The 19,074-nt window shown below is 67.3% G+C and carries 17 protein-coding genes; 8 read left to right on the forward strand and 9 right to left on the reverse strand.

Features of this window, described 5'->3' with window-relative positions:
• Positions 1–48 precede the first annotated feature (48 nt).
• The 4 genes from M2299_RS07610 to M2299_RS07625 form a co-directional block, all read right to left on the reverse strand.
• Positions 49–1,845 (reverse strand): DUF885 domain-containing protein, encoded by a 1,797-nt coding sequence (locus M2299_RS07610; RefSeq protein ID WP_280884146.1) that lies wholly within the window; start codon positions 1,843–1,845, stop codon positions 49–51.
• Between the two features lie 76 nt (positions 1,846–1,921).
• On the reverse strand, positions 1,922–2,437 hold the full coding sequence (locus tag M2299_RS07615) for a cytochrome c oxidase assembly factor Coa1 family protein (RefSeq protein WP_080149602.1): 516 nt from the start codon (positions 2,435–2,437) through the stop codon (positions 1,922–1,924).
• Positions 2,438–2,462: 25 nt separating this feature from the next.
• Positions 2,463–4,688 (reverse strand): DPP IV N-terminal domain-containing protein, encoded by a 2,226-nt coding sequence (locus M2299_RS07620; RefSeq protein WP_099844091.1) that lies wholly within the window; start codon positions 4,686–4,688, stop codon positions 2,463–2,465.
• Between the two features lie 213 nt (positions 4,689–4,901).
• Complete coding sequence (locus M2299_RS07625) at positions 4,902–5,591, reverse strand: glutathione binding-like protein (RefSeq protein WP_280884147.1); 690 nt, start codon at positions 5,589–5,591, stop codon at positions 4,902–4,904.
• A gap of 113 nt (positions 5,592–5,704) precedes the next feature.
• On the opposite strand from M2299_RS07625, the gene M2299_RS07630 reads away from it, so the two are divergent.
• Together M2299_RS07630 and M2299_RS07635 are read left to right on the forward strand one after the other, a co-directional pair.
• Entirely contained in the window at positions 5,705–6,331 is a 627-nt protein-coding gene (locus M2299_RS07630) for a TIGR00645 family protein (protein ID WP_099844095.1), read from the forward strand.
• Positions 6,332–6,532: 201 nt separating this feature from the next.
• On the forward strand, positions 6,533–7,540 hold the full coding sequence (locus M2299_RS07635; protein ID WP_025877557.1) for an energy transducer TonB: 1,008 nt from the start codon (positions 6,533–6,535) through the stop codon (positions 7,538–7,540).
• 74 nt (positions 7,541–7,614) lie between these two features.
• Here the strand turns inward: M2299_RS07635 and M2299_RS07640 are convergent, their stop codons facing one another.
• Positions 7,615–7,869, reverse strand: a complete 255-nt coding sequence (locus M2299_RS07640; RefSeq protein WP_099844097.1) for a hypothetical protein — start codon at positions 7,867–7,869, stop codon at positions 7,615–7,617.
• Between the two features lie 75 nt (positions 7,870–7,944).
• On the opposite strand from M2299_RS07640, the gene M2299_RS07645 reads away from it, so the two are divergent.
• On the forward strand, positions 7,945–8,748 hold the full coding sequence (locus M2299_RS07645) for a helix-turn-helix transcriptional regulator (RefSeq protein WP_099844099.1): 804 nt from the start codon (positions 7,945–7,947) through the stop codon (positions 8,746–8,748).
• 72 nt (positions 8,749–8,820) lie between these two features.
• On the opposite strand, the gene M2299_RS07650 is transcribed toward M2299_RS07645, so the two are convergent.
• From M2299_RS07650 to M2299_RS07660, 3 genes are read right to left on the reverse strand one after another with little or no spacing between them, the layout of a single operon-like run.
• Positions 8,821–10,005 carry an ABC transporter permease gene (locus M2299_RS07650; RefSeq protein WP_059065550.1) on the reverse strand — a complete coding sequence of 395 codons (1,185 nt, stop codon included), beginning with the start codon at positions 10,003–10,005 and terminating at the stop codon, positions 8,821–8,823.
• Positions 10,002–10,748 (reverse strand): ATP-binding cassette domain-containing protein, encoded by a 747-nt coding sequence (locus tag M2299_RS07655; RefSeq protein WP_025877565.1) that lies wholly within the window; start codon positions 10,746–10,748, stop codon positions 10,002–10,004. Before M2299_RS07655 ends, M2299_RS07650 begins: the two co-directional genes overlap by 4 nt.
• Positions 10,745–12,271: an alpha/beta fold hydrolase gene (locus tag M2299_RS07660; protein ID WP_280884148.1), complete on the reverse strand. Its 1,527-nt coding sequence runs from the start codon at positions 12,269–12,271 to the stop codon at positions 10,745–10,747. The genes M2299_RS07655 and M2299_RS07660 overlap by 4 nt, the downstream gene beginning before the upstream one ends.
• A 271-nt stretch (positions 12,272–12,542) precedes the next feature.
• Here M2299_RS07660 and M2299_RS07665 point away from each other — a divergent pair, with 271 nt between their 5' ends.
• The 3 genes from M2299_RS07665 (at position 12,543) to M2299_RS07675 (ending at position 15,822) form a co-directional block, all read left to right on the forward strand.
• On the forward strand, positions 12,543–13,028 hold the full coding sequence (locus M2299_RS07665; RefSeq protein ID WP_100462044.1) for a DUF1203 domain-containing protein: 486 nt from the start codon (positions 12,543–12,545) through the stop codon (positions 13,026–13,028).
• Between the two features lie 236 nt (positions 13,029–13,264).
• A complete protein-coding gene (locus M2299_RS07670) occupies positions 13,265–14,434 on the forward strand; it encodes a lytic polysaccharide monooxygenase (protein WP_025877568.1) in 1,170 nt (389 codons plus the stop codon).
• A 215-nt stretch (positions 14,435–14,649) separates the two neighbouring features.
• The gene (locus M2299_RS07675) at positions 14,650–15,822 is read left to right on the forward strand and encodes a lytic polysaccharide monooxygenase (protein ID WP_280884149.1); all 1,173 of its coding nucleotides are present in this window, start codon (positions 14,650–14,652) and stop codon (positions 15,820–15,822) included.
• 65 nt (positions 15,823–15,887) lie between these two features.
• Here M2299_RS07675 and M2299_RS07680 read toward each other — a convergent pair whose 3' ends face one another.
• Positions 15,888–16,637 (reverse strand): ferredoxin--NADP reductase, encoded by a 750-nt coding sequence (locus M2299_RS07680; RefSeq protein ID WP_080149594.1) that lies wholly within the window; start codon positions 16,635–16,637, stop codon positions 15,888–15,890.
• An 84-nt stretch (positions 16,638–16,721) separates the two neighbouring features.
• Between M2299_RS07680 and M2299_RS07685 the strand changes: the two genes are divergently transcribed.
• Together M2299_RS07685 and M2299_RS07690 are read left to right on the forward strand one after the other, a co-directional pair.
• Positions 16,722–17,690, forward strand: coding sequence for an ABC transporter ATP-binding protein (locus M2299_RS07685; protein ID WP_051501690.1), 969 nt, complete (start codon positions 16,722–16,724; stop codon positions 17,688–17,690).
• Positions 17,687–18,487, forward strand: a complete 801-nt coding sequence (locus tag M2299_RS07690) for an ABC transporter permease (protein WP_025877578.1) — start codon at positions 17,687–17,689, stop codon at positions 18,485–18,487. Before M2299_RS07685 ends, M2299_RS07690 begins: the two co-directional genes overlap by 4 nt.
• Positions 18,488–19,074: the final 587 nt, after the last annotated feature.

Consider the following 19,074-nt stretch of genomic DNA (forward strand, 5'->3'; position numbering starts at 1 on the left):
GCCATGCCCGGCGTCTCTTCCGCTGCGCTCGCCGGGCGTGGCCCGGCGCTACCGGTACTTCGGAACGAACTGCTGCTGCACGGCTTCGGCCAGCTGGTCCGGTGGCAACAGGCCCTGGTCGAGCAGGAAGTTGTTGAACGCCAGGCGGTCGAACTTCGCGCCCAGTGCCAGCTCGGTCTGCATGCGCAGTTCGAGGATGCGGGTGTAGCCGTAGAAGTAGCTGCCCGCCTGGCCCGGCATGCGCACCATGTAGCGGTCCAGTTCCTGGGTGGCCATCGCCTTGGACAGACCCACCTGCTCGATCAGCACGCGCTCGCCGTTGGCACGGTCGGTCAGGCCGAGATTGAGCATCGGGTCCAGCATCGCGCGGGCGGCACGCAACAGGCGGAACTGCAGCGCGATCATCTGCCCGTCCAGCGGCTCGTACGGCACCATCTCCGCCTCGGCATACAGCGCCCAGCCTTCCACGTTCACCGAATTGAACGCGAACATCGTGCGCGCCAGCGACACGCCACGCTCGACCATCGCGGTGAACTGCAGCTCGTGGCCCGGGCGGCCTTCATGCGCGCTCAGCGTCCAGGCCGCGGAACCGAAGTTGAAGTCGTCGTACTGCGCACCCGCACCGGCAGCCGGGTTGCCCAGCGGCAGCACGAAGGTGCCCTGCTGCCCGGTGTTGTTGACCAGCGGCGCAGGCAGGAAGTGCGGTGCCGGGCTGGCAGCGCTTTCGGCGGCCGAACCCAGGCGCATCTGCATCGCGCGCTGCGGCACGTCGACGATGCGGTGTTCGCGGATCAACGGATCGATGGCATCGATCACCTTGCGGTAGTGGCCTTCAAGCTGGTCATCGGCAATTTTCTCGCCCTTCAGCGCGCGGATCACCGCCACCGGGTCGCTCGGATCACTGACCTTCAGGCCCTTCTCTTTCACCACCAGCGGTGCCAGCTGGCGCATCGCCGAGCGGGTTTCCATGAACTCCAGCTGCGCGCGCTGCATCAGCAGCTTCGGGTCGATATCAATGCCGACCTGCTTGAGCTGGTAGGCGTACAGCGGAGCCGGCAGGCGCGCATCGGCACGTGCCTTCGGCAGCACCTCCTTGCGGGTCCATGCGGCGTAGTCCTTCATCTGTGCGGCAAGCGCCTTCATCGCCTCGTCGGCACCAGTGACCTGGTACTTCTTCAGCAACGACTCGATGCCGGTGATGTAGGTCTCGACGTTGTCCAGCGACTGCTGCACTTCGATCTTCGTCGGCTGCAGCAGCGTGCTGTCCTTCAACCGCTCTTCGTAACGCTGGCGGGCCAGCGTGGTGAACGCGGTGCCGCCCGGCTGCAGGCCCGCATACGCCTTGAGGCGATCGACCGCCTTGGCCCGGCGCTCGGCCGGCACCTGGTCGGACAGCAGCAGGTTGAGGCCGCTGAACACGCTCTGCGGCGCATCACGCCACGGCAGCAGGTACTTCTGGTTGAGCTCGCTGCCTTCGATGCTCTGGTTGGCGGCGGCGATCATGATCTCCAGGTCCTGGCGGACGTTGGGATCCTTCTCGCTGACCAGCTTGGCCTTCAGTTCGTCGCGGGCCTTGGCCATCGCGGCGCGGTAGCGCTGGTCGTTGTCCGGGCCGAGGTCGGCGACCTTGTCGTCGTAGCCGGGCACGCCGAAGAAGCCGGTCTCCTCGGGCTGGAACGGCCCCTGCGCATCAAGCAGGATCTGCGCCAGTGCATTGCTGCGCGCGACCCAGGCCGGGCTGGCCGGCGTGGAGGCCTTGGCGGCCGGTGCGGCCAGGGCCGGTGGGGCCGACAGCAGCGGGGCGGCGGTCAGGGCCAGGGCGATGGCAAGCGCGATCGGCTTCATGGAGCACTCCAGGACAGGGTTGCCCGCACCCTACGCGCTCACGGCGGTGGCGACAATCGGCCGGAGGTCACGCCATCTACAGCGCTGCCGTCAGCGCGCATTCGCCACGATCGCGACAGGCCTGCAGTTCGCATTCGCCGGCCGCCTCGGCATCATCCAGCGCGCTCAGGTCGAAGGTCTGCTTGTCTTCGGCCAGCACGTACATCACCGGGTAATCCCACACGTCGTCGCTGCGGGTGCCCTTCACGAACAGGCGGCCGTGCGCATGCGGCCCTTCCAGCGCCACGGTCAGGCCAACGTCGCGCTCGCCGTTGATGGCGGTCTGCATGCTGCCCAGCGGCAGCGTGCCGGCCTGCAGCGGTTCCCCGAATACCTGCACCAGTTCGACGCTGCAGCCGGCGCGGCGCATGGCCTCGCGCATCGGCGCACTGTCGTGCGCGGCCTCGGTCCAGCGCAGCACGCTCCAGGCGATGGCGCCGCCCAGTGCGGCCAGGAACAGCAGCACCGCCAACGGCATCGCCCAACGCCAATGCCGGCACCACCAGCCGGAAGCCAGGGTGGAGGGCGCAGGAATCGGCGGCGGCAGGGTCATGGGCGGGCTCCTTCCCGGATGATGATCAAGGTTTCAGGCAACGCCCCAGGAAAGCTTCGGCAACGCGGTAGCGATGCAGTGCGTCGGCACCGGACAGGCCGTGCTTGGCACCGGGGTAGGTCATCAGTTCAAACGGCTGGCCGCGCTTCTGCAGCGCGCTCATCAGGCTGGTCGAATTGGTGAACAGCACGTTGTCGTCGGCCATGCCGTGGATCAGCAGCAGCGGCGAGCGCAGGCCCTCGATGTGGGTCAGCACGCGTGCTTCGCGGTAACCGGCGTCGTTGCGCGACGGCAGGTCCATGTAGCGCTCGGTGTAGTGGCTGTCGTACAGGCCCCAATCGGTGACCGGTGCGCCGGCCACGCCACAGGCGTAGCTGTCCGACGCCTTGGCCAGCAGCATCAGGGTCATGTAGCCGCCGTTGGACCAGCCCTGCACGCCGATGCGCGCCGGGTCCACCCACGGCTGCTGCTTCAGCCAGGCCACGCCGCGCAGCTGGTCGGCCACTTCCACTGTGCCCTGCTTGCCATACAGCGCGCCACCGAAGTCACGGCCGCGGCGCGGGGTACCGCGGTTGTCCAGCGAAAACACCACATAGCCCTGCTGGGCCAGGTACTGGTTGAACAGATGGTCGCCACGGCCAGGCCAGCTGTCGGTGACGGTCTGGCTGGCCGGGCCGCCATACACGTACACCGCCACCGGGTAGCGCTTGGCCGGATCAAAGCCTGCCGGCTTGATCACGCTGTAGTTCAGCGGCGTCCTGCCGTCGGCCGCGGTGAGCGTGCCGAATTCGACCGGGCGCTGCGCGTCGCGGTAGCGTGCATACGGATGCTTGGGATCGGCCAGATCGTTCTCGACCAGGGTGGCGATCTTCTCGCCATTGGCGCGGAACAGTTCGATCTGCGGCGGCGTGCTGCTGTTGGACCAGCTGTCCACGTACACGCTGGCGTTGCGCGCGAAGCTGGCGCTGTGCATGCCTGGCGCCTTCGACAGGCGCTGCGGCTGGCCACCCTGCAGCGGGACGGCGTAGATCTGGCTTTCGCGCGCCGATTCGATGCCGGCACGGAAGTACGCCAGGCCGGCCTTTTCATCGACCGCCAGCAGTTCATCCACCGACCAGTTGCCGTGGGTCAGCGCGGTGGCCTTGCCCTTGCTGTCGATGCGGTACAGATGCTGGAAACCGGTGCGCTCGGACGACCACAGCACGCTGCCGTCATCGAGGAAACGCAGGCTGTTGTGCAGCGGCACCCAGGTCGGGCTGGTCTCGTGGGCCAGCACGCGCTGCTGGTTCGAGGCCAGGGTGACTTCCACCAGGTCGAGCTTCTTCTGGTCACGCGACTGGCGCTGGAAGCTCAGGTGCTGCGGATCGCGCCAATCGACGCGGGCCAGGTAGATGTCCTGTTCCTTGCCAAGGTCGATCCACTGCGTCTGCGCATGTTCGGCCGGCGAGATCACGCCCAGCTTCACCTGCACGTTGGCATCGCCGGCGGCCGGGTAGCGCTGTTCGATCACATCGGTGCGGTCGGCATAGACCTCGTAACGCTTCTGCACCGGCACCGGGCTTTCATCGATGCGGGCGTAGGCGATGGCCGAATCGTCGGGTGCCCACCAGTAACCGGTATGGCGATCCATCTCCTCGTCGGCGACGAATTCGGCGATACCGTTGCCGATGGTCGTGCTGCCATCCCCGGTCAGCTGCATCTGCTTTCCGCTGGCCAGGTTGATTACCCACAGGTTGCGGCCGCGGATGAAGCTGACGAAGCCGCCCTTGGGCGACAGCTTGGCGTCGGTGGCAAAGCCTTCGCCGTGGGTCAGCTGGCGCACCGCGGCCTTGCCTTCCTGCTTGAGGTCGTACAGGTACAGCTCGCCGCCCAGCGGGAACAGCAGGCGCTGCGCGTCCGGCGACCACTGGTAGTCGACGATGCCGGTCATGGCGGCGATGCGCTGGCGCTCGCGGCGGGCCTTTTCCTCGTCGCTGAGGGTTTCGGTGCCGGGCAGCACCACCTTCGAATCCACCAGCAGGCGGGTCTGGCCGCTGCCGATGTCATAGCTCCACAGGTCCAGCTGGTTGCGGTCGCTGTCCTTGCCGCGCAGGAAGGTCACGCGCGAACCATCCGGCGCCACCTTCGGCTTCATCAGGGTCGGGCCGGACAACGGCAGCGGACCGGTGATGGCTTCCAGGGTGAGTTTTTCAGCGTGGGCGACGGTACTGGTGGCAAGCATGAGGGCGAGCGAGGCGAACAGATGGCGCATGGAGGGTCCCGGCAAACGGCAGGTCCGCCACCGCGACAGGCGCGGGACGGTCAGCGTCCATCCTAACCAAGGCGGTGCAGGAAGACAGCATGACCTTCTGCCCATGGCAGGGACCGAGCAAAGCACATCCGCCGGGCATGGCCCGGCGCTACCGTTGGCGGGCTGGGTAGCGCCGGGCCATGCCCGGCGAGCGCAGCGGCCTGCGCTGAATCCTCAGCGCTTGCCGAACAGGTGCCTGCGCTCTTCGTCGCTGAGCGGCTTGCCTGCGTCCGGGTTGACCTGCTGGCGCAGCGCATAGGCGCGCTGGGTCGCCGGGCGGGCGGCGATGGCCTGGTGCCAGCGCTTGAGGTTCGGGAACGCGTCGAAGTCCGCCGGCAGCTTGTCGTAGGCGCCAACCCACGGGTAGCTGGCCATGTCGGCGATGGTGTACTCCTCGCCGGCCAGGAAGGCGTGCTCGGCCAGGCGCTTGTCCATCACCCCGTGCAGGCGGCGCACTTCATTGTCGTAGCGCTCGATCGCGTACGGGATCTTCTCCGGCGCGTACACATTGAAGTGGCCCATCTGCCCGCTCATCGGGCCCAGCCCGGCCATCTGCCAGAACAGCCATTCCAGGGTGGTGACGCGGCCACGCAGGTTGGCCGGCAGGAAGCGGCCGGTCTTCTCGGCCAGGTACAGCAGGATCGCACCGGACTCGAACACGCTCTGCGGCGCACCGCCGTCGGCCGGGGCGTGGTCGACGATGGCCGGCATCTTGTTGTTGGGGGAAATGGCCAGGAATTCCGGCTTGAACTGGTCCCCCGAACCGATGTTGACCGGATGGATGCGGTACTCCAGGCCGGCTTCTTCCAGCAGCAGGGTCACTTTGTGGCCGTTCGGGGTAGGCCAGTAATACAGGTCGATCATGGCGGCGGCTCTGGGGTACGGAAAGGAACCTGAAGTCTAGTGCGTGCGTTGGCTTGGCACCGTCATGGCGGGCCGGTAACCTCGCCTCTCCCCCGAAACGCAGCATCCTCCGCATGAGTGCAAACCGACCGCTACTGTCCCCGCTGTCCAGCCTGATCTTCGCTACCCGCTGGCTGCAGCTGCCGCTGTACCTGGGTTTGATCGTTGCCCAGTGCGTTTACGTGTTCCTGTTCGGCAAGGAACTGTGGCACCTGATCTCGCACTCGGTGTCGATGGGCGAGCAGCAGATCATGCTGATCGTGCTGGGCCTGATCGACGTGGTGATGATCTCCAACCTGCTGGTGATGGTGATCGTCGGCGGCTATGAAACCTTCGTCTCGCGCCTGCGCCTGGAAGGCCACCCGGACCAGCCGGAATGGCTGAGCCACGTCAACGCCAGCGTGCTGAAGGTGAAGCTGGCGATGGCGATCATCGGCATCTCCTCGATCCATCTGTTGAAGACGTTCATCGCCACCGGCGCGCTGGGCGGTATCCCGCTGTGCACCCCGGAGCAGATGAGCGTGGCTGCCGCCAACATCGGCGTGGCGCGCTGCTCGATGCTGACGGCCGACGGCGTCCTCTGGCAGACCATCATCCACTGCGTGTTCATCCTGTCGGCCATCGGCATCGCGTGGACCGACAAGCTGATGTCCGGCAGCCACGACAAGGCTGAGAGCCACGGCAAGTCTGCCGTCCATTGATCCCAATCCCGGTGGCGGTACCTGTGCCGCCACCGGCCCGCTACGCCTGCCCTTGTGCGCAGGTGAGGCCGGGATGCTAGATTGCACCCTCGCTACAGGCGACGGTGACGCTGGGAAACGTCCCCCGCCACGCCCGGACCTTGCGTCCCGGCCATGCGTATCTACGTTTTTCGTAACGTCGTCTTCTTAGAGGGGAGCAGGATGTCGCACGTCGCAATGATCGCTGCCGCGCGCCGGTGGTTGCCGGTCGCTCTGGCTTTGGCCCTGGCTGCCTGCTCGGGCAAGGATGAAACACCGGCTCCGGCCGCGCAGGGCGCCGCCGCTCCCGCCGCTGCAGCACCAGCCGCACCGGCAGTGGCCGCCAAGGTGCAGTCGATGGGTACCGAGCAGCTGCGCGAATCGGCCAGCCAGGCACTGCGCGAGAACCGCATGTACGCCCCGGCCGGCGACAATGCCATCGAGTACTACCTGGCACTGCGCGACAAGACGCCGGACGATGCCTCGGTGAAGAGCGCGCTGACCGATCTTCTGCCGTACACCCTGATCGCCGCCGAGCAGCATCTGGGCCGCGAGGATTTCACTGAAGCGCAGCGGCTGGTCGCCCTGATCGAAAAGGTCGATGCCTCGGCCCCGGCCCTGCCGCGCCTGAAGGAAGGCCTGACCAAGGGCGTGCAGGTTGCCGCCAAGCGCACCGAAGACGAGACCGAGAAGGTCAAGAAGGACGCTGAAGACCGCACCAAGCAGCTGGCCGAGCAGCAGCGCCTGACCGAACAGCGTGCCAAGGAAGCCGAAGCGGCCAAACAGATTGCTGCGCAGCAGGACGTTGCCCGCCGTGACAGCGAGCGCCAGGAGGCCGAGCGCCAGGCTGCCGCGCGTCGCGATGCCGAGCAGAAGCAGCAGCAGGCCGCTGCGCAGCAGGCCAACGCCGCCCGCCAGGCCGCGACCGCCGCTGCGCCAAGCCTGCGCCCGGTCAGCACGCCAGCCCCGCGTTACCCGGCCGAAGCACTGCGTTCGGGTACCTCCGGCGAAGTCCTGGTGGAGATCACCGTCGGCACCGACGGCTCGGTGACCAATGCGCGCGTACTGCGCGCCACGCCATCGCGTGTCTTCGATCGCGAAGCCCTCAACGCGGTCAAGCGCTGGCGCTTCGAGCCGGTGACGGCCCCGGTCACCACCCGCCGCACGCTGGTGTTCGCACCGGGCGGCTGATGCCCAAGGCGGTAGCGCCGGGCCGCGCCCGGCGGTTCTGGAGCAAGGCCCGGCATGTCCGGGCCTTGTGCGTTTCAGGCTGCGCTGTCGATCAACCGTTGCAGCGCAGGATCACGCGCGGTCAGCACCTGGAACAGGCCCAGCGCGTGCAGCCCGGGCAGCAGGCTGCGCAGATCGGCTTCGGCGGTGGCACGGAGGTCGGCATCACGGGCCGGGTCCTGCCACTCCCGCACGGTGGCGAGAAAGGCGCCGACGCTGCCCTTGCGCACGGTGAGGCCGTTCACCTGCACCTCGTTCCGGTGGTCGGGAAGGATGTCGTGCGGCTGCATGGCGTGCTCCTGAGAGGTGGACGCCCAGTGTCGACGCTCGCCATCGACCGTTCTGCCGTATAACTGCCAATGGATATGGCAGAACAGACATTCCAGACACCACTGATCGACCCTGCGTTGGCTGAGGCCAGCGGCGGGCCGGCCCTGCTCGGCACGCAGCTGGCGATGCCGGGTTCACGGCGCACCGCCCGGCACCAGCACGCGCGCGGGCAACTGCTGGGTGCCCACACCGGCCTGTTGCGGATCGAGGTGGGCGACACCCACTGGCTGCTTCCGGCCGGCCACGTGGCGTGGCTTCCGCCACAGCATCCGCATGCACTTTCCAGCATCGGCAGCTTCGATGGCTGGAGCCTGTACTTCAACAAGGAGTCCTGCGCGGGCCTGCCCACCGCACCGCGCATCTTCCAGCCCAGCGACCTGCTGCAGGTGGCGGTGCCGCGGGCACTGCACTGGTGCGGGCAGGCGTTGGATGCGGGGCAACAGCGCTTGGCTGGGGTGATCATTGATGAGATCGCCGCCGGCACGCCATTGCCGCTGGCACTCCAGCAACCCAGCGACCGCCGCCTGCGCCGCATCGCCGCCGCCCTGGCACGTGCGCCACATGACACCCGCACCGTCGAGGACTGGGCAGTCGCCAGCGGCCTGTCCAGTCGCAGCCTCGCCCGCCGCTGGCAGGCCGAAACGAACATGACCCTGACCCGCTGGCGGCAGCGCCTGCGCGTGCTGCTGGCCCTGCCGCGATTGCTGGCCGGTGAACCCGTCACCACCGTGGCGCTGTCATTGGGCTACGACACGCCCAGCGCCTTCATCGCGGTATTCAAGCGCGAGATGGGAGTGACGCCGGCGCGGTATGCAGACGGAAACGCTTCACAGCGCTGAAATGCACGAGGCCCGGCATGACCGGGCCTCGTGCCACATCCACCGGGCATGGCCCGGCGCTACCGGCTCCACTCAGCCGGAAATCGCCAGCCGCTCGTTGTGGTAGCGGCGCACGGCGGCGAACCACAGCACAGCGGCCAGCGCCAGGCTGGCGCCGAGGTAGATCGCCCAGATGGTCGGGCTGATCACCTCGTGACGGATCACCTTCAGCAGCATCTGGTTCTGCGACAGGAACGGCACCGCGTACTGCCACAGCTCGCTCTTCACCGGGTAAGCCATCAGCGCGTAGCCGGGCAGCATCGGCAGCAGCACCAGCCAGGTCATGTGGCTCTGCGCTTCCTTCATGCTCTTGGCCGCGGCCGAGAGGAAGGTCAGCAACGAGGTGCCGATCAGCAGCATCGGCACCATCACCAGCAGCATCTGCAGCATCGAGCCGATGTTCATGTTGAGCTGCCGGCCGACGTTGCCGGGCGCGATCTGTGCGCTGGCCTTGAACGCGATCAAGGTCAGCAGCAACGAGGCGAACCCGACCACGCAGGCGGCGGCGATCTTGCCGCTGACGATGGCACTGCGCGACCCCGGGGTCGCCAGCAACGGCTCCAGCGATTGCCGTTCGCGCTCGCCGGCGGTGGCATCCATCACCAGGTACGCGCCGCCGATGAACGAGGTCAGCGTCAGCAGCACCGGCAGCAGCATCGACAGCATCATGCCGCGCTTGGCCTCGGCACTGGCCATGTCCTGGGTGGCCACATCCAGCGGTCGTGCAACCTGTGCGTCGACGCCGCGCGCCATCAGCCGCAGCGCACCAACCTGGCCGTTGTAGGTTGCCAGGGCCGCCTGCAGCCGCGCACTGGGCACTTCGGCGGCACGACGGGTGCTGTCACGGATCACTTCCACCAGCGCAGGCTTGCCATCGGCCCAGTCCTTGCCGAACTCAGGGCTGATGCGCAGGGCCACGTCGATCTCCTGCGAGCGGATCGCTTCGGCCAGATCCTTCGGTGCCGGCGCGGCGTTCAATCCCTGCGCCGCCAGGAAGCGCACCAGGTTCGGCGCATTCTCCGCACCGATGGTCGGAATCTGCAGCGGCTGTTCGATCTGGATGCGCACGCGGCTTTCAGCCAGCTTGCCCATGCCCAGGATCAGCAGCGGGTACAGCACGGGGCCGAACAGCAGGGTCAGCAGCAGTGTGCGGCGGTCACGCGAGAGGTCGCGCAGTTCCTTGCGCATCACCGTCATCAGGGTCGACATCATGCTCATGCGTGCAGGCCCTCTTCGCTGCCGATCAGTTTCACGAACGCATCTTCCAGGTTGGGCTCGCCGGACTGCGCGCGCAGTTCATCGGCACTGCCGGCGGCCATCACCGTACCCTTGGCGATGATCACGATGTGGTCACACAGCGCACCGACCTCCTGCATGATGTGGCTGGACAGGATCACGCAGCGCCCTTCCTCGCGCAGGCCCAGCAGGAAGCGGCGCAGCGCGCGGGTGGTCATCACGTCCAGGCCGTTGGTGGGCTCATCAAGGATCACGTTGCGCGGGTCGTGCACCAGCGCGCGGGCAATGGCGGTCTTGGTGCGCTGGCCCTGCGAGAAGCCATCGGTCTGCCGATCGAGGATGTCGGCCATGTCCAGCGCATGGGACAGCACTTCGATGCGTTCGCGGATGCGCGACGCCGACAGGCCATGCAGCTCGCCGAAGTAGGCGATGTTCTCGCGTGCGGTCAGCCGCTTGTAGACGCCACGTGCATCCGGCAGCACGCCGAGGTGGCGACGCACTTCCACCGGATCGCGGGCTGCGTCGATGCCATCGACGGTGATGCTGCCTTCATCGGGCGTCATCAGCGTGTACAGCATGCGCATGGTGGTGGTCTTGCCGGCGCCGTTCGGCCCGAGCAGGCCGGTGATGCGGCCATCCTCGGCGCGGAAGCCGACATCGGCCACCGCCTGGATGCGACCGGTGCGGGTATTGAAGGCCTTGTGCAGGTTGTCGGCGACGATCATGGGGCCCATCCGTTGAACGAGGTGAACGCCGGCACGTAGCTCAGCGTGTCCAGGCAGCTGGCATCCAGCGCCTTGGCATCGGTGGTGTCGATGAACTGGCCGAGCAGGCGTGGCATGCAGCCGGCGGTGAGGGTGCCGTGGCCTTGGCCGCGGGCAACCAGCGCGCGTCCCTTCGGCAGGCCCTTGAGCACCTGTTCGGCGTAACGCGGCGGCGTCACCGGGTCCAGTTCGCCGGACAGCAGCAGCACTGGCAGGTCGCTGTTCAGCGGCACTGCCGCAGCCGCCACAGCCGGTTGGTGCGGCCACACCGGACAGGCGGCGAAGAACGCGCGCGCCACTTCCGCGCCGACCAGGCTGTCGCTGCTTTCGACCGGCGGCTGGTAGCGCGGAGCATCTTCACTGCAGATCACCGACCACTGCATGCCGCGGTTGATCTGGAAATCCATGCTGCGGGTCGCACCGCGCGCCAGCGACGCCAGTGGTGCATAGCGCCCCTGTGCCGCTTCATCCAGCACCAGCGGCAACAGCGAGGAGTACTGCGGTACGTAGGAGAAGGCGAACGCCAGGCCGACCACGCTGTCCGGGGTCAGCACCTCCTGCCGCGGTGCGTTGGTGCCGGGGTCGCGGTAGTCGACCGTGACCGGCGCGCGGCGCAGGGTTTCCACCACGCTGCGCAGCTGCGCACGGGTGTCGACCGGGAAGCGCTTGCTGCAGACAGCATCCCTGCGGCACTGCTCGGACTGCAGGGTGATCGCGTTGTCGAAGGTCGTGGCGAAATCGCCGCCGACCACCAGCTCGTTCGGTACCACGCCATCGATCACGATGCTGCGGGTGTGCTGCGGGTACGCGGCCGCGTAGCGCTGGGCAACGCGGGTGCCGTACGAGCCACCGACCAGGTTCAGCGTGTTGGCGCCCAGCGCCTGGCGTACCGCGTCCAGATCGGCGATGGCTTCGGCGGTGGTATAGAAGCGCGGGTCGGCACGGCCCTTCAGCGACGCAGCGCAGCGCTCGGCGTACTCGCGCAGCAGCGCCTCGCTGGGCGCAGCGTCTTCATCCATCGGCAGCTCCTTGCCGTCCGCGCCCAGGCAGCTGAGCGGATTGGAGCCGCCGGTGCCGCGCTGGTCGATCAGGAAAATGTCGCGCTGCTTGCGCACCTGGCGCAGTGCCGTATCGACGATGACGGCCACCTCGCTGGCCGCCTGGCCAGGTCCGCCGGCCAGGAAGAACACCGGGTCCGGCAGGCCCGAACCGCTGTTGCCCGACTCCAGCCAGGCCACGCGCAGATCGATCCTGCGGCCATCCGGCCTGCTCCGGTCTTCGGGCACCTGGAACGTCGCGCACTGCGCCTCGACGTTGGCATTGGCGCCTTCGGTGGCCAGCGTGCAGGGGCGGAAATCGATCTGGCCGTAGCGGCGGCTGGGTGTATCGCCCGCGCCGTCGGACCCTGCCTGCGGCGGTGCACTGCAGCCGGCAATCAGCATGCTGGCCAGCAACCCGGCCCGCGCGAAATGGTGTCTTTGCATCGTGCGTGATTCCCCTGGGGATGTTCCTGTCCACCACGACGGTGTGCCGCGGCAGATGTGACCAATCGAATGTGACCCAACTTACACGCGCCGGACGCTGGCGGCGACAGGCGGATGTCCTGGGCCGGCGTCGGCACGGCCACCAGTCGGTTGCGACCCCCGGCCTTTTCCCGGTACAGGGCGGTATCGGCCAGCGCGATCAGGTGGCGGAAAATGGCGAGCAGGCGGCCCGTGGCGCCGGCAGAATGCGCGCAGAACCGGGAGACACTCCATGCATCCGTGGCAACTCAGTGGCATCGACCACCAGCCGTTCGAGGCGCTTTTCGAATCCAGCGACGATGCGCTGGCCGCGCGGGGAATCGTGCGCCGGCGCGCCGGCGACAGCGGCGGCTACCCCTGCAGGGTCAGCCTGACCGACGCGCCTGCCGGTGCAGAACTGCTTCTGCTGCCCTACACACACCTGGCCACGCATTCGCCATACCGCGCCTCGGGCCCGATCTTCGTGCAGCGCGGTGCAACCCGCTGCGTGCTGCCAGCGGGCGTGGTACCTGCCTACGTGCAGCGGCGGCTGATCTCGGTGCGCGCCTATGACAGCGCGGACTTCATGCTGAGCGGCCTGGTCTGCCAGGGCACCGAGGTTGCCACGCACCTGGACCGGCTGTTCGCCGATACAACGGTGGCCTTCGTGCAGCTGCACAACGCAGGACATGGATGCTTTTCGTGCCAGGTGAATCGGGTCGGCCCCCCGCGGCAATGACGTTGCACGGGAACGTGATCGTCGCCGCGCCGCAGGCGTGACCGCCAGCGTGTTCGTTCAGTGTGGCGTGAAGCCTGCGGGAAGGGCTTCACACACGTAGTCACGGATCGGCATTGACGTGGTTTCCCACTGCGTATTGCAGCTCGATACTCGCGGCGGTACCGCTCATCGTCCGTCGCCCGATACGGCGTGGGTGCTGCGGTCACCGCTCCCTTCGACGACCACAAGGATGCGCCATGTCTCTGCGATACACCCCATTGCTGTTGGCCACCGTCTTCGTTGGCGCCGGTGTTGGCGTTGCCGGCAACGCCGCTGCACACGGCACGATGATCACCCCGGTCAGCCGCGTCTATGCCTGCTTCCAGGGCAACCCGGAGAACCCCACCAACCCGGCGTGCGCGGCCGCCAAGGCAGTGGCCGGCTCGCAGGCGTTCTACGACTGGAACGGCATCAACCAGGCCAACGCCAACGGCAACCACCAGGCCGTGGTGCCCGACGGCAAGCTGTGCAGCGGCAACAACCCGACCTTCCGCGGCCTGGACCTGGAGCGCAGCGACTGGCAGACCACACCGATCCAGCCCGATGCGAACGGCAGGTTCACCTTCGTGTTCAAGGCGACCGCCCCGCACGCCACGCGCGACTGGAAGTTCTTCGTCACCCGCGCCGGCTGGCAACCGGGCAGCCCGCTGCGCTGGGCCGATCTGCAGGAATTCTGCTCGCTGGGCAACACGCCGCTGTCGGCCGATGGCACCTACAAGCTGCAGTGCACGCTGCCGCAGCGCAGCGGCCAGCATGTGATCTACAACACCTGGCAGCGCGCCGATTCCACCGAAGCGTTCTATACCTGCATGGACGTGCGCTTTGAAGGCGGCGGCGGTACCACCCCGGTCCCGCAGTGGCAGGATGCCGGGCCGGTGACTGCACGTACCGAGCTGCCGGTGGGCACCACCCTGGCGCTGCGTGTGTTCAATGCCAACGGCAACGACGTGGAACGCGTGGAAGCCACCTTGGCCGCAGGCCAGACCACGCCGGCGCAGTGGCCATTGGCGCTTGCGCGCAAGGTCAACGCCAGTGCCCAGCACGCGCGCGTCGGCGTACTCAGCAACGGCGCGATCACACCGACCGCCTCGGCCACCGACAACCGCGTGTACCTGAAGGACGGCAACCGCTTCCAGCTGGACACCAAGGTGCCAGATCCGGGTACGCCGTCACCCGGCGGTGATTTCGACCATGTGTATCCGGCCGGTATCGGCAGCTACGTGCCCGGGCAGACCGTGGTGAAGAGCAGCGACGGCAAGCTGTACGCCTGCCGCCCGTTCCCGGAAGGCGCGTGGTGCAACGTCAATGCCGAGGCGTACCGGCCGGGTGTGGGTTCGGCCTGGCGCGATGCCTGGGTGCCGTACTGAGTGACTGAGTGACTGAGCGGGGGCGGCGCGCGCGTGCCGCCCCGCTTCTGCAATGGGGCAGAGGCAGGCCTGCGGGTCCGGCTTGAAGTGTTAACCCGTTCGCGCAGGCACTGCACATCCCGTCGCAGCCTGCAGCTTTTCGGAATCGTTGAATGGTTGGCGCTGTGCATCGTGAGGAGACTCGCTGGACCTTCCACCGTCCACAGGACCCCATCATGCAACCGCTCAATCGACTTGCTCTCGCGGTGGCTGCCATCGCCAGCCTGGGCGCCTCTGCCAGCGCGCTGGCACACGGCACCATGTCCAAACCCACCAGCCGGGTGTACGCCTGCTACCAGGGCAATCCAGAGCAGCCGACCAACCCCGCCTGTGCTGCGGCCAAGGACATCGGCGGCGCACAGCCCTTCTACGACTGGGCCGGCATCAACCAGGCCAATGCCAATGGCAACCACCAGGCAGTCGTTCCCGACGGCGAGCTGTGCAGCGGTGGCAACAGCAAGTACCGCGGCCTGGATCTGGACCGGTCCGATTGGTCGACCACGCCGATCCGCGCCGATGGCAACGGCCGTTACACCTTTGAATTTCTTGCCTCTGCCCCGCATGCCACCCGCGAATGGAAGTTCTACGTCACCCGCGATGGCTGGCAGCCGGGCAGCCCGCTGCGCTGGGCCGACCTGCAGGAGTTCTGCACGCTGGGCGACGTCCCGTTGTCCGCGGGCGGTGTCTACAAGCTGGACTGCCCACTGCCCCAGCGCAGCGGGCAGCACCTGATCTACAACACCTGGCAGCGCTCGGATTCGGCCGAGGCCTTCTATACCTGCATGGACGTGCGTTTCGAGGGAGGCGGTGGCGTCGAGCCGCCACCGCAATGGCAGGATGCCGGTCCGGTCACCGCCCGCGGCGCGCTGGAAGTGGGCACCACCCTGACCCTGCGCGTGTTCAACGCCCAAGGCAACGATCTGGAGCGCCCGGAGATCACCCTGGCCGCCGGCCAGACTGCGGCGAACCAGTGGCCGCTGGCTCTGGCCCATGCGGTCAACGCCAGTGCACAGCAGGCGCGCGTTGGTGTGATGGACAATGGTGTGATCAGGCCGATCGCCTCGGCCACCGAGAACCGCGTCTATCTGAAGCCGGGTCATCGGTTCCAGCTCGACACGCGCGTTCCGGATCCGGTCGATCCTGTGGATCCACCGCCGGGTGGCGACTACGACTTCGTGTACCCGGCCGGACTTGGCAGCTACAAGCCCGGCGAGACCGTGGTGAAGGGCACCGACGGCAAGCTGTACGCCTGCCGCCCGTTCCCGGAAGGCGCGTGGTGCAACGTCAACGCCGAGGCCTACCGGCCGGGCGTGGGTTCGGCCTGGCGCGATGCGTGGGTGCCGTACTGAGGCATGGTCCCGGGGGCGGCGTGATGCCGCCTCCGGTGCGTGGGGTTGCCGGCAAGCGGCCGGCACTACTTGCTGCTGACGTACTTCTCGCGGCGGATCTGCGGATTACCCAGGCCCGCCGCCTTCAGCGCTTCGGCGCAGGCGTCGACCATGTCCGGGTTGCCGCACAGGTAGGCGATGTCGGTGGCCGGGTCCGGTGTGAACGCCGCCAGCGCCTGCTGCACATAGCCATGGTGTACGTCCGGGTGCGGCTCGGCCGGCAGTTCCCGCGACAGGCAAGGCACATAACGGAAGTTCGGGTGCTTTTCAGCGAAGCTGTAGAAGTCTTCGCTGTACAGCAGTTCCCCCGGGCTGCGGGCGCCCTGCAGCAGGACCACCTGCACGCCACGCTCGGCCATCGCCGTTGCCAGCAACGGCAGCATCGAGCGGTACGGGGTGACGCCGGTACCGGTGGCGATCAGCAGGTAGCGGCCGTTGTGGTCGCCGGGGTTCAGGCAGAACCGACCGTAGGGACCGGACGCGCTGACCTGGCCGCCGATGTCCAGCGCCTCGAACAGCGCCGTGGCGGCGCCACCGGGTACGAAGCTGACCGCGATATCCACCGCCTCGCCTGGCCCCAGCGCGTGGTCATGGATGGTCGCCAGCGAATAGCTGCGCTTGGTTTCGGTGCCATCGGCGTAGCTGAAATGGACCTGGATGAACTGGCCAGGCTGGAAATCCAGCGGCTGGCCGTCGTCACGCACGAACTGGTAATGGCCGATGGAGGGCGCCAGCATGCGGCGGTCGACCAGTTTGATGGGGAATTGGACAGGCACGACTTTTCGGGACAGTGTGTAGCCGGGGCAAGCCCTCGGGGTCTTCTATAATAGACCTTCCCCGCCCCTCTCCAGCGCCAGCCCATGGGCGCGAAGGCTTCGAGCTTGGCTTCCCTGAACGATACGGCGCCCGCCCTGCGCGTGCGCGACCTGCGTAAAACCTATGACAACGGCACCCAGGCCCTGAAAGGGGTCTCGCTGGAAGTGGCCCCGGGCGACTTCTTCGCCCTGCTGGGCCCGAACGGTGCCGGCAAGTCCACCCTGATCGGCATCATCAGTTCCCTGGTCAACCTCAGCGAGGGCCAGGTGGAAGTGTTCGGCAGCGACCTGGTGCGCAACCGCAGCGCCACCATGCGCCTGATCGGACTCGTGCCGCAGGAGATCAACTTCAACCTGTTTGAAAAGCCCTTCGACATCCTGGTGAACTACGCCGGCTTCTACGGCGTGCCGCGCGCCGAAGCCGAGCAGATGGCCGAAGTCGAGCTCAAGCGCGCCCACCTGTGGGAGAAGGCGCAGGTGATGAGCCGCACCCTGTCCGGTGGCATGAAGCGCCGGCTGATGATCGCACGCGCGATGATGACCCGGCCGCGCCTGCTGATCCTGGACGAACCGACCGCTGGCGTGGACATCGAGATCCGCCGCGACATGTGGCGGGTGCTGAAGGAGATCAACGCCGCCGGCACCACGATCATCCTCACCACCCACTACCTGGAAGAGGCCGAGCACCTGTGCCGCAACCTGGCCATCATCGACCACGGCCAGATCGTCACCCAGGGCCCGATGCGCGAACTGCTGGCCAAGCTTGACGTGGAAGGCTTCCTGCTGGACATCGACGGCACCCTGCCCGCCCAGTTGCCGGTGATCGAGGGGGCAACCCTGACCGCCACCGACGGCCATACGCTGGACATCGACATGCCACGTGCGATGGACCTCAACCGCGTGTTCGAGGCACTGAACGCGGCGGGCATCCGCGTGCGTTCGATGCGTACCAAGAGCAACCGCCTGGAGGAACTGTTCGTGCGCCTCACCGGCAACCAGGAGACGTCCGCATGAGCAGCACCCCGACCCCGGTCCTGACCGACGGCCAGCGCAACCGCATCGCACTGATGACCATCGTGCGCCGCGAAGTCGCCCGCATCATGCGCATCTGGGGCCAGACCCTGGTACCGCCGGCGATCACCATGACCCTGTACTTCCTGATCTTCGGCGGCCTGATCGGTTCGCGCGTGGGCGACATGGGCGGCTACACCTACATGCAGTTCATCGTGCCGGGCCTGGTGATGATGAGCGTGATCCAGAACAGCTACGGCAACATCAGCTCCTCGTTCTTCGGCGCCAAGTTCGGCCGCCACGTGGAAGAGCTGCTGGTCAGCCCGATGCCGAACTGGGTGATCCTGTGGGGCTACGTGGCCGGTGCGGTGCTGCGCGGCCTGATGGTAGGCGTGATCGTGCTGATCATCGCGATGTTCTTCACTCCGGTGCGCATCCCGCATCCGCTGGTGACGCTGACCACGGTGATCCTGGGCGCGACGATCTTCTCGCTGGCCGGCTTCATCAACGCGGTGTATGCGAAGAAGTTCGATGACGTGGCGATCGTGCCGACCTTCATCCTGACTCCGCTGACCTACCTGGGCGGCGTGTTCTATTCGGTGGAGCTGCTGCCGCCATGGGCGGAGGCGGCCACGCACGCGAACCCGATCTTCTACATGGTCAACGCGTTCCGCTATGGCCTGCTGGGCAGCAGCGATGTGCCGGTGGTGGTGGCGTATGCGCTGATGATCGGTTTCGTGGTGGTGCTGACGGCGCTGGCGCTGTGGTTGTTGCGCCGTGGCGTGGGCATGCGCAGCTGAGGATGTTCTGCAGGGCCTGCGGCCCTGCACCCGCGGTGGTAGTGCCGGCCGCTGGCCGGCAACAGCAACAGCAACAGCAACAGCAACGTCAACGTCAAAAGCGAGATATCCGTGGGATGGCGGGATGGTGTCGGGTTGCGGGGACGCCGCAAGTACGTCCTTGTAGGCTTGGCCGCGCCATCCATGGCGCGGACACCCCGCAACCCGACACCACCCCGCCTTCGACAGTTTTTCGCTGCTGTCGGAACGGCGTCTGTGCTGCTGTTGGTGGGTGTCGACCCTGGTCGACACAGTAGATCCACGCCATGCGTGGATGAAGCATTCGCGATGGAGCCGAGCATCTGCTCGGCTCTTTTCGTTTGTGAGCTGATGGATATAGATCCATCGGAAAGATGATCGCGAGGAACGAGCGAAGCGACCCGCTGTTGCTTTTGATTTTCTTCTTTGTTTTCCGTGGTGGACGCACACGGAAACCGTCAGGGGTCGGGGGGGGGGGGGGGGGGGGGGGGGGGGGGGCCCGGGGGGGGGGGGGGCCCCCCCGGGCCCCCCCCGGGGGGGGGGCCCCCGCGGGGGCCCCCCCCCCCCCC

Origin of the sequence: Stenotrophomonas sp. 1278, from assembly GCF_029892765.1 — a bacterium.
GTDB classification, from domain to species: domain Bacteria; phylum Pseudomonadota; class Gammaproteobacteria; order Xanthomonadales; family Xanthomonadaceae; genus Stenotrophomonas; species Stenotrophomonas indicatrix.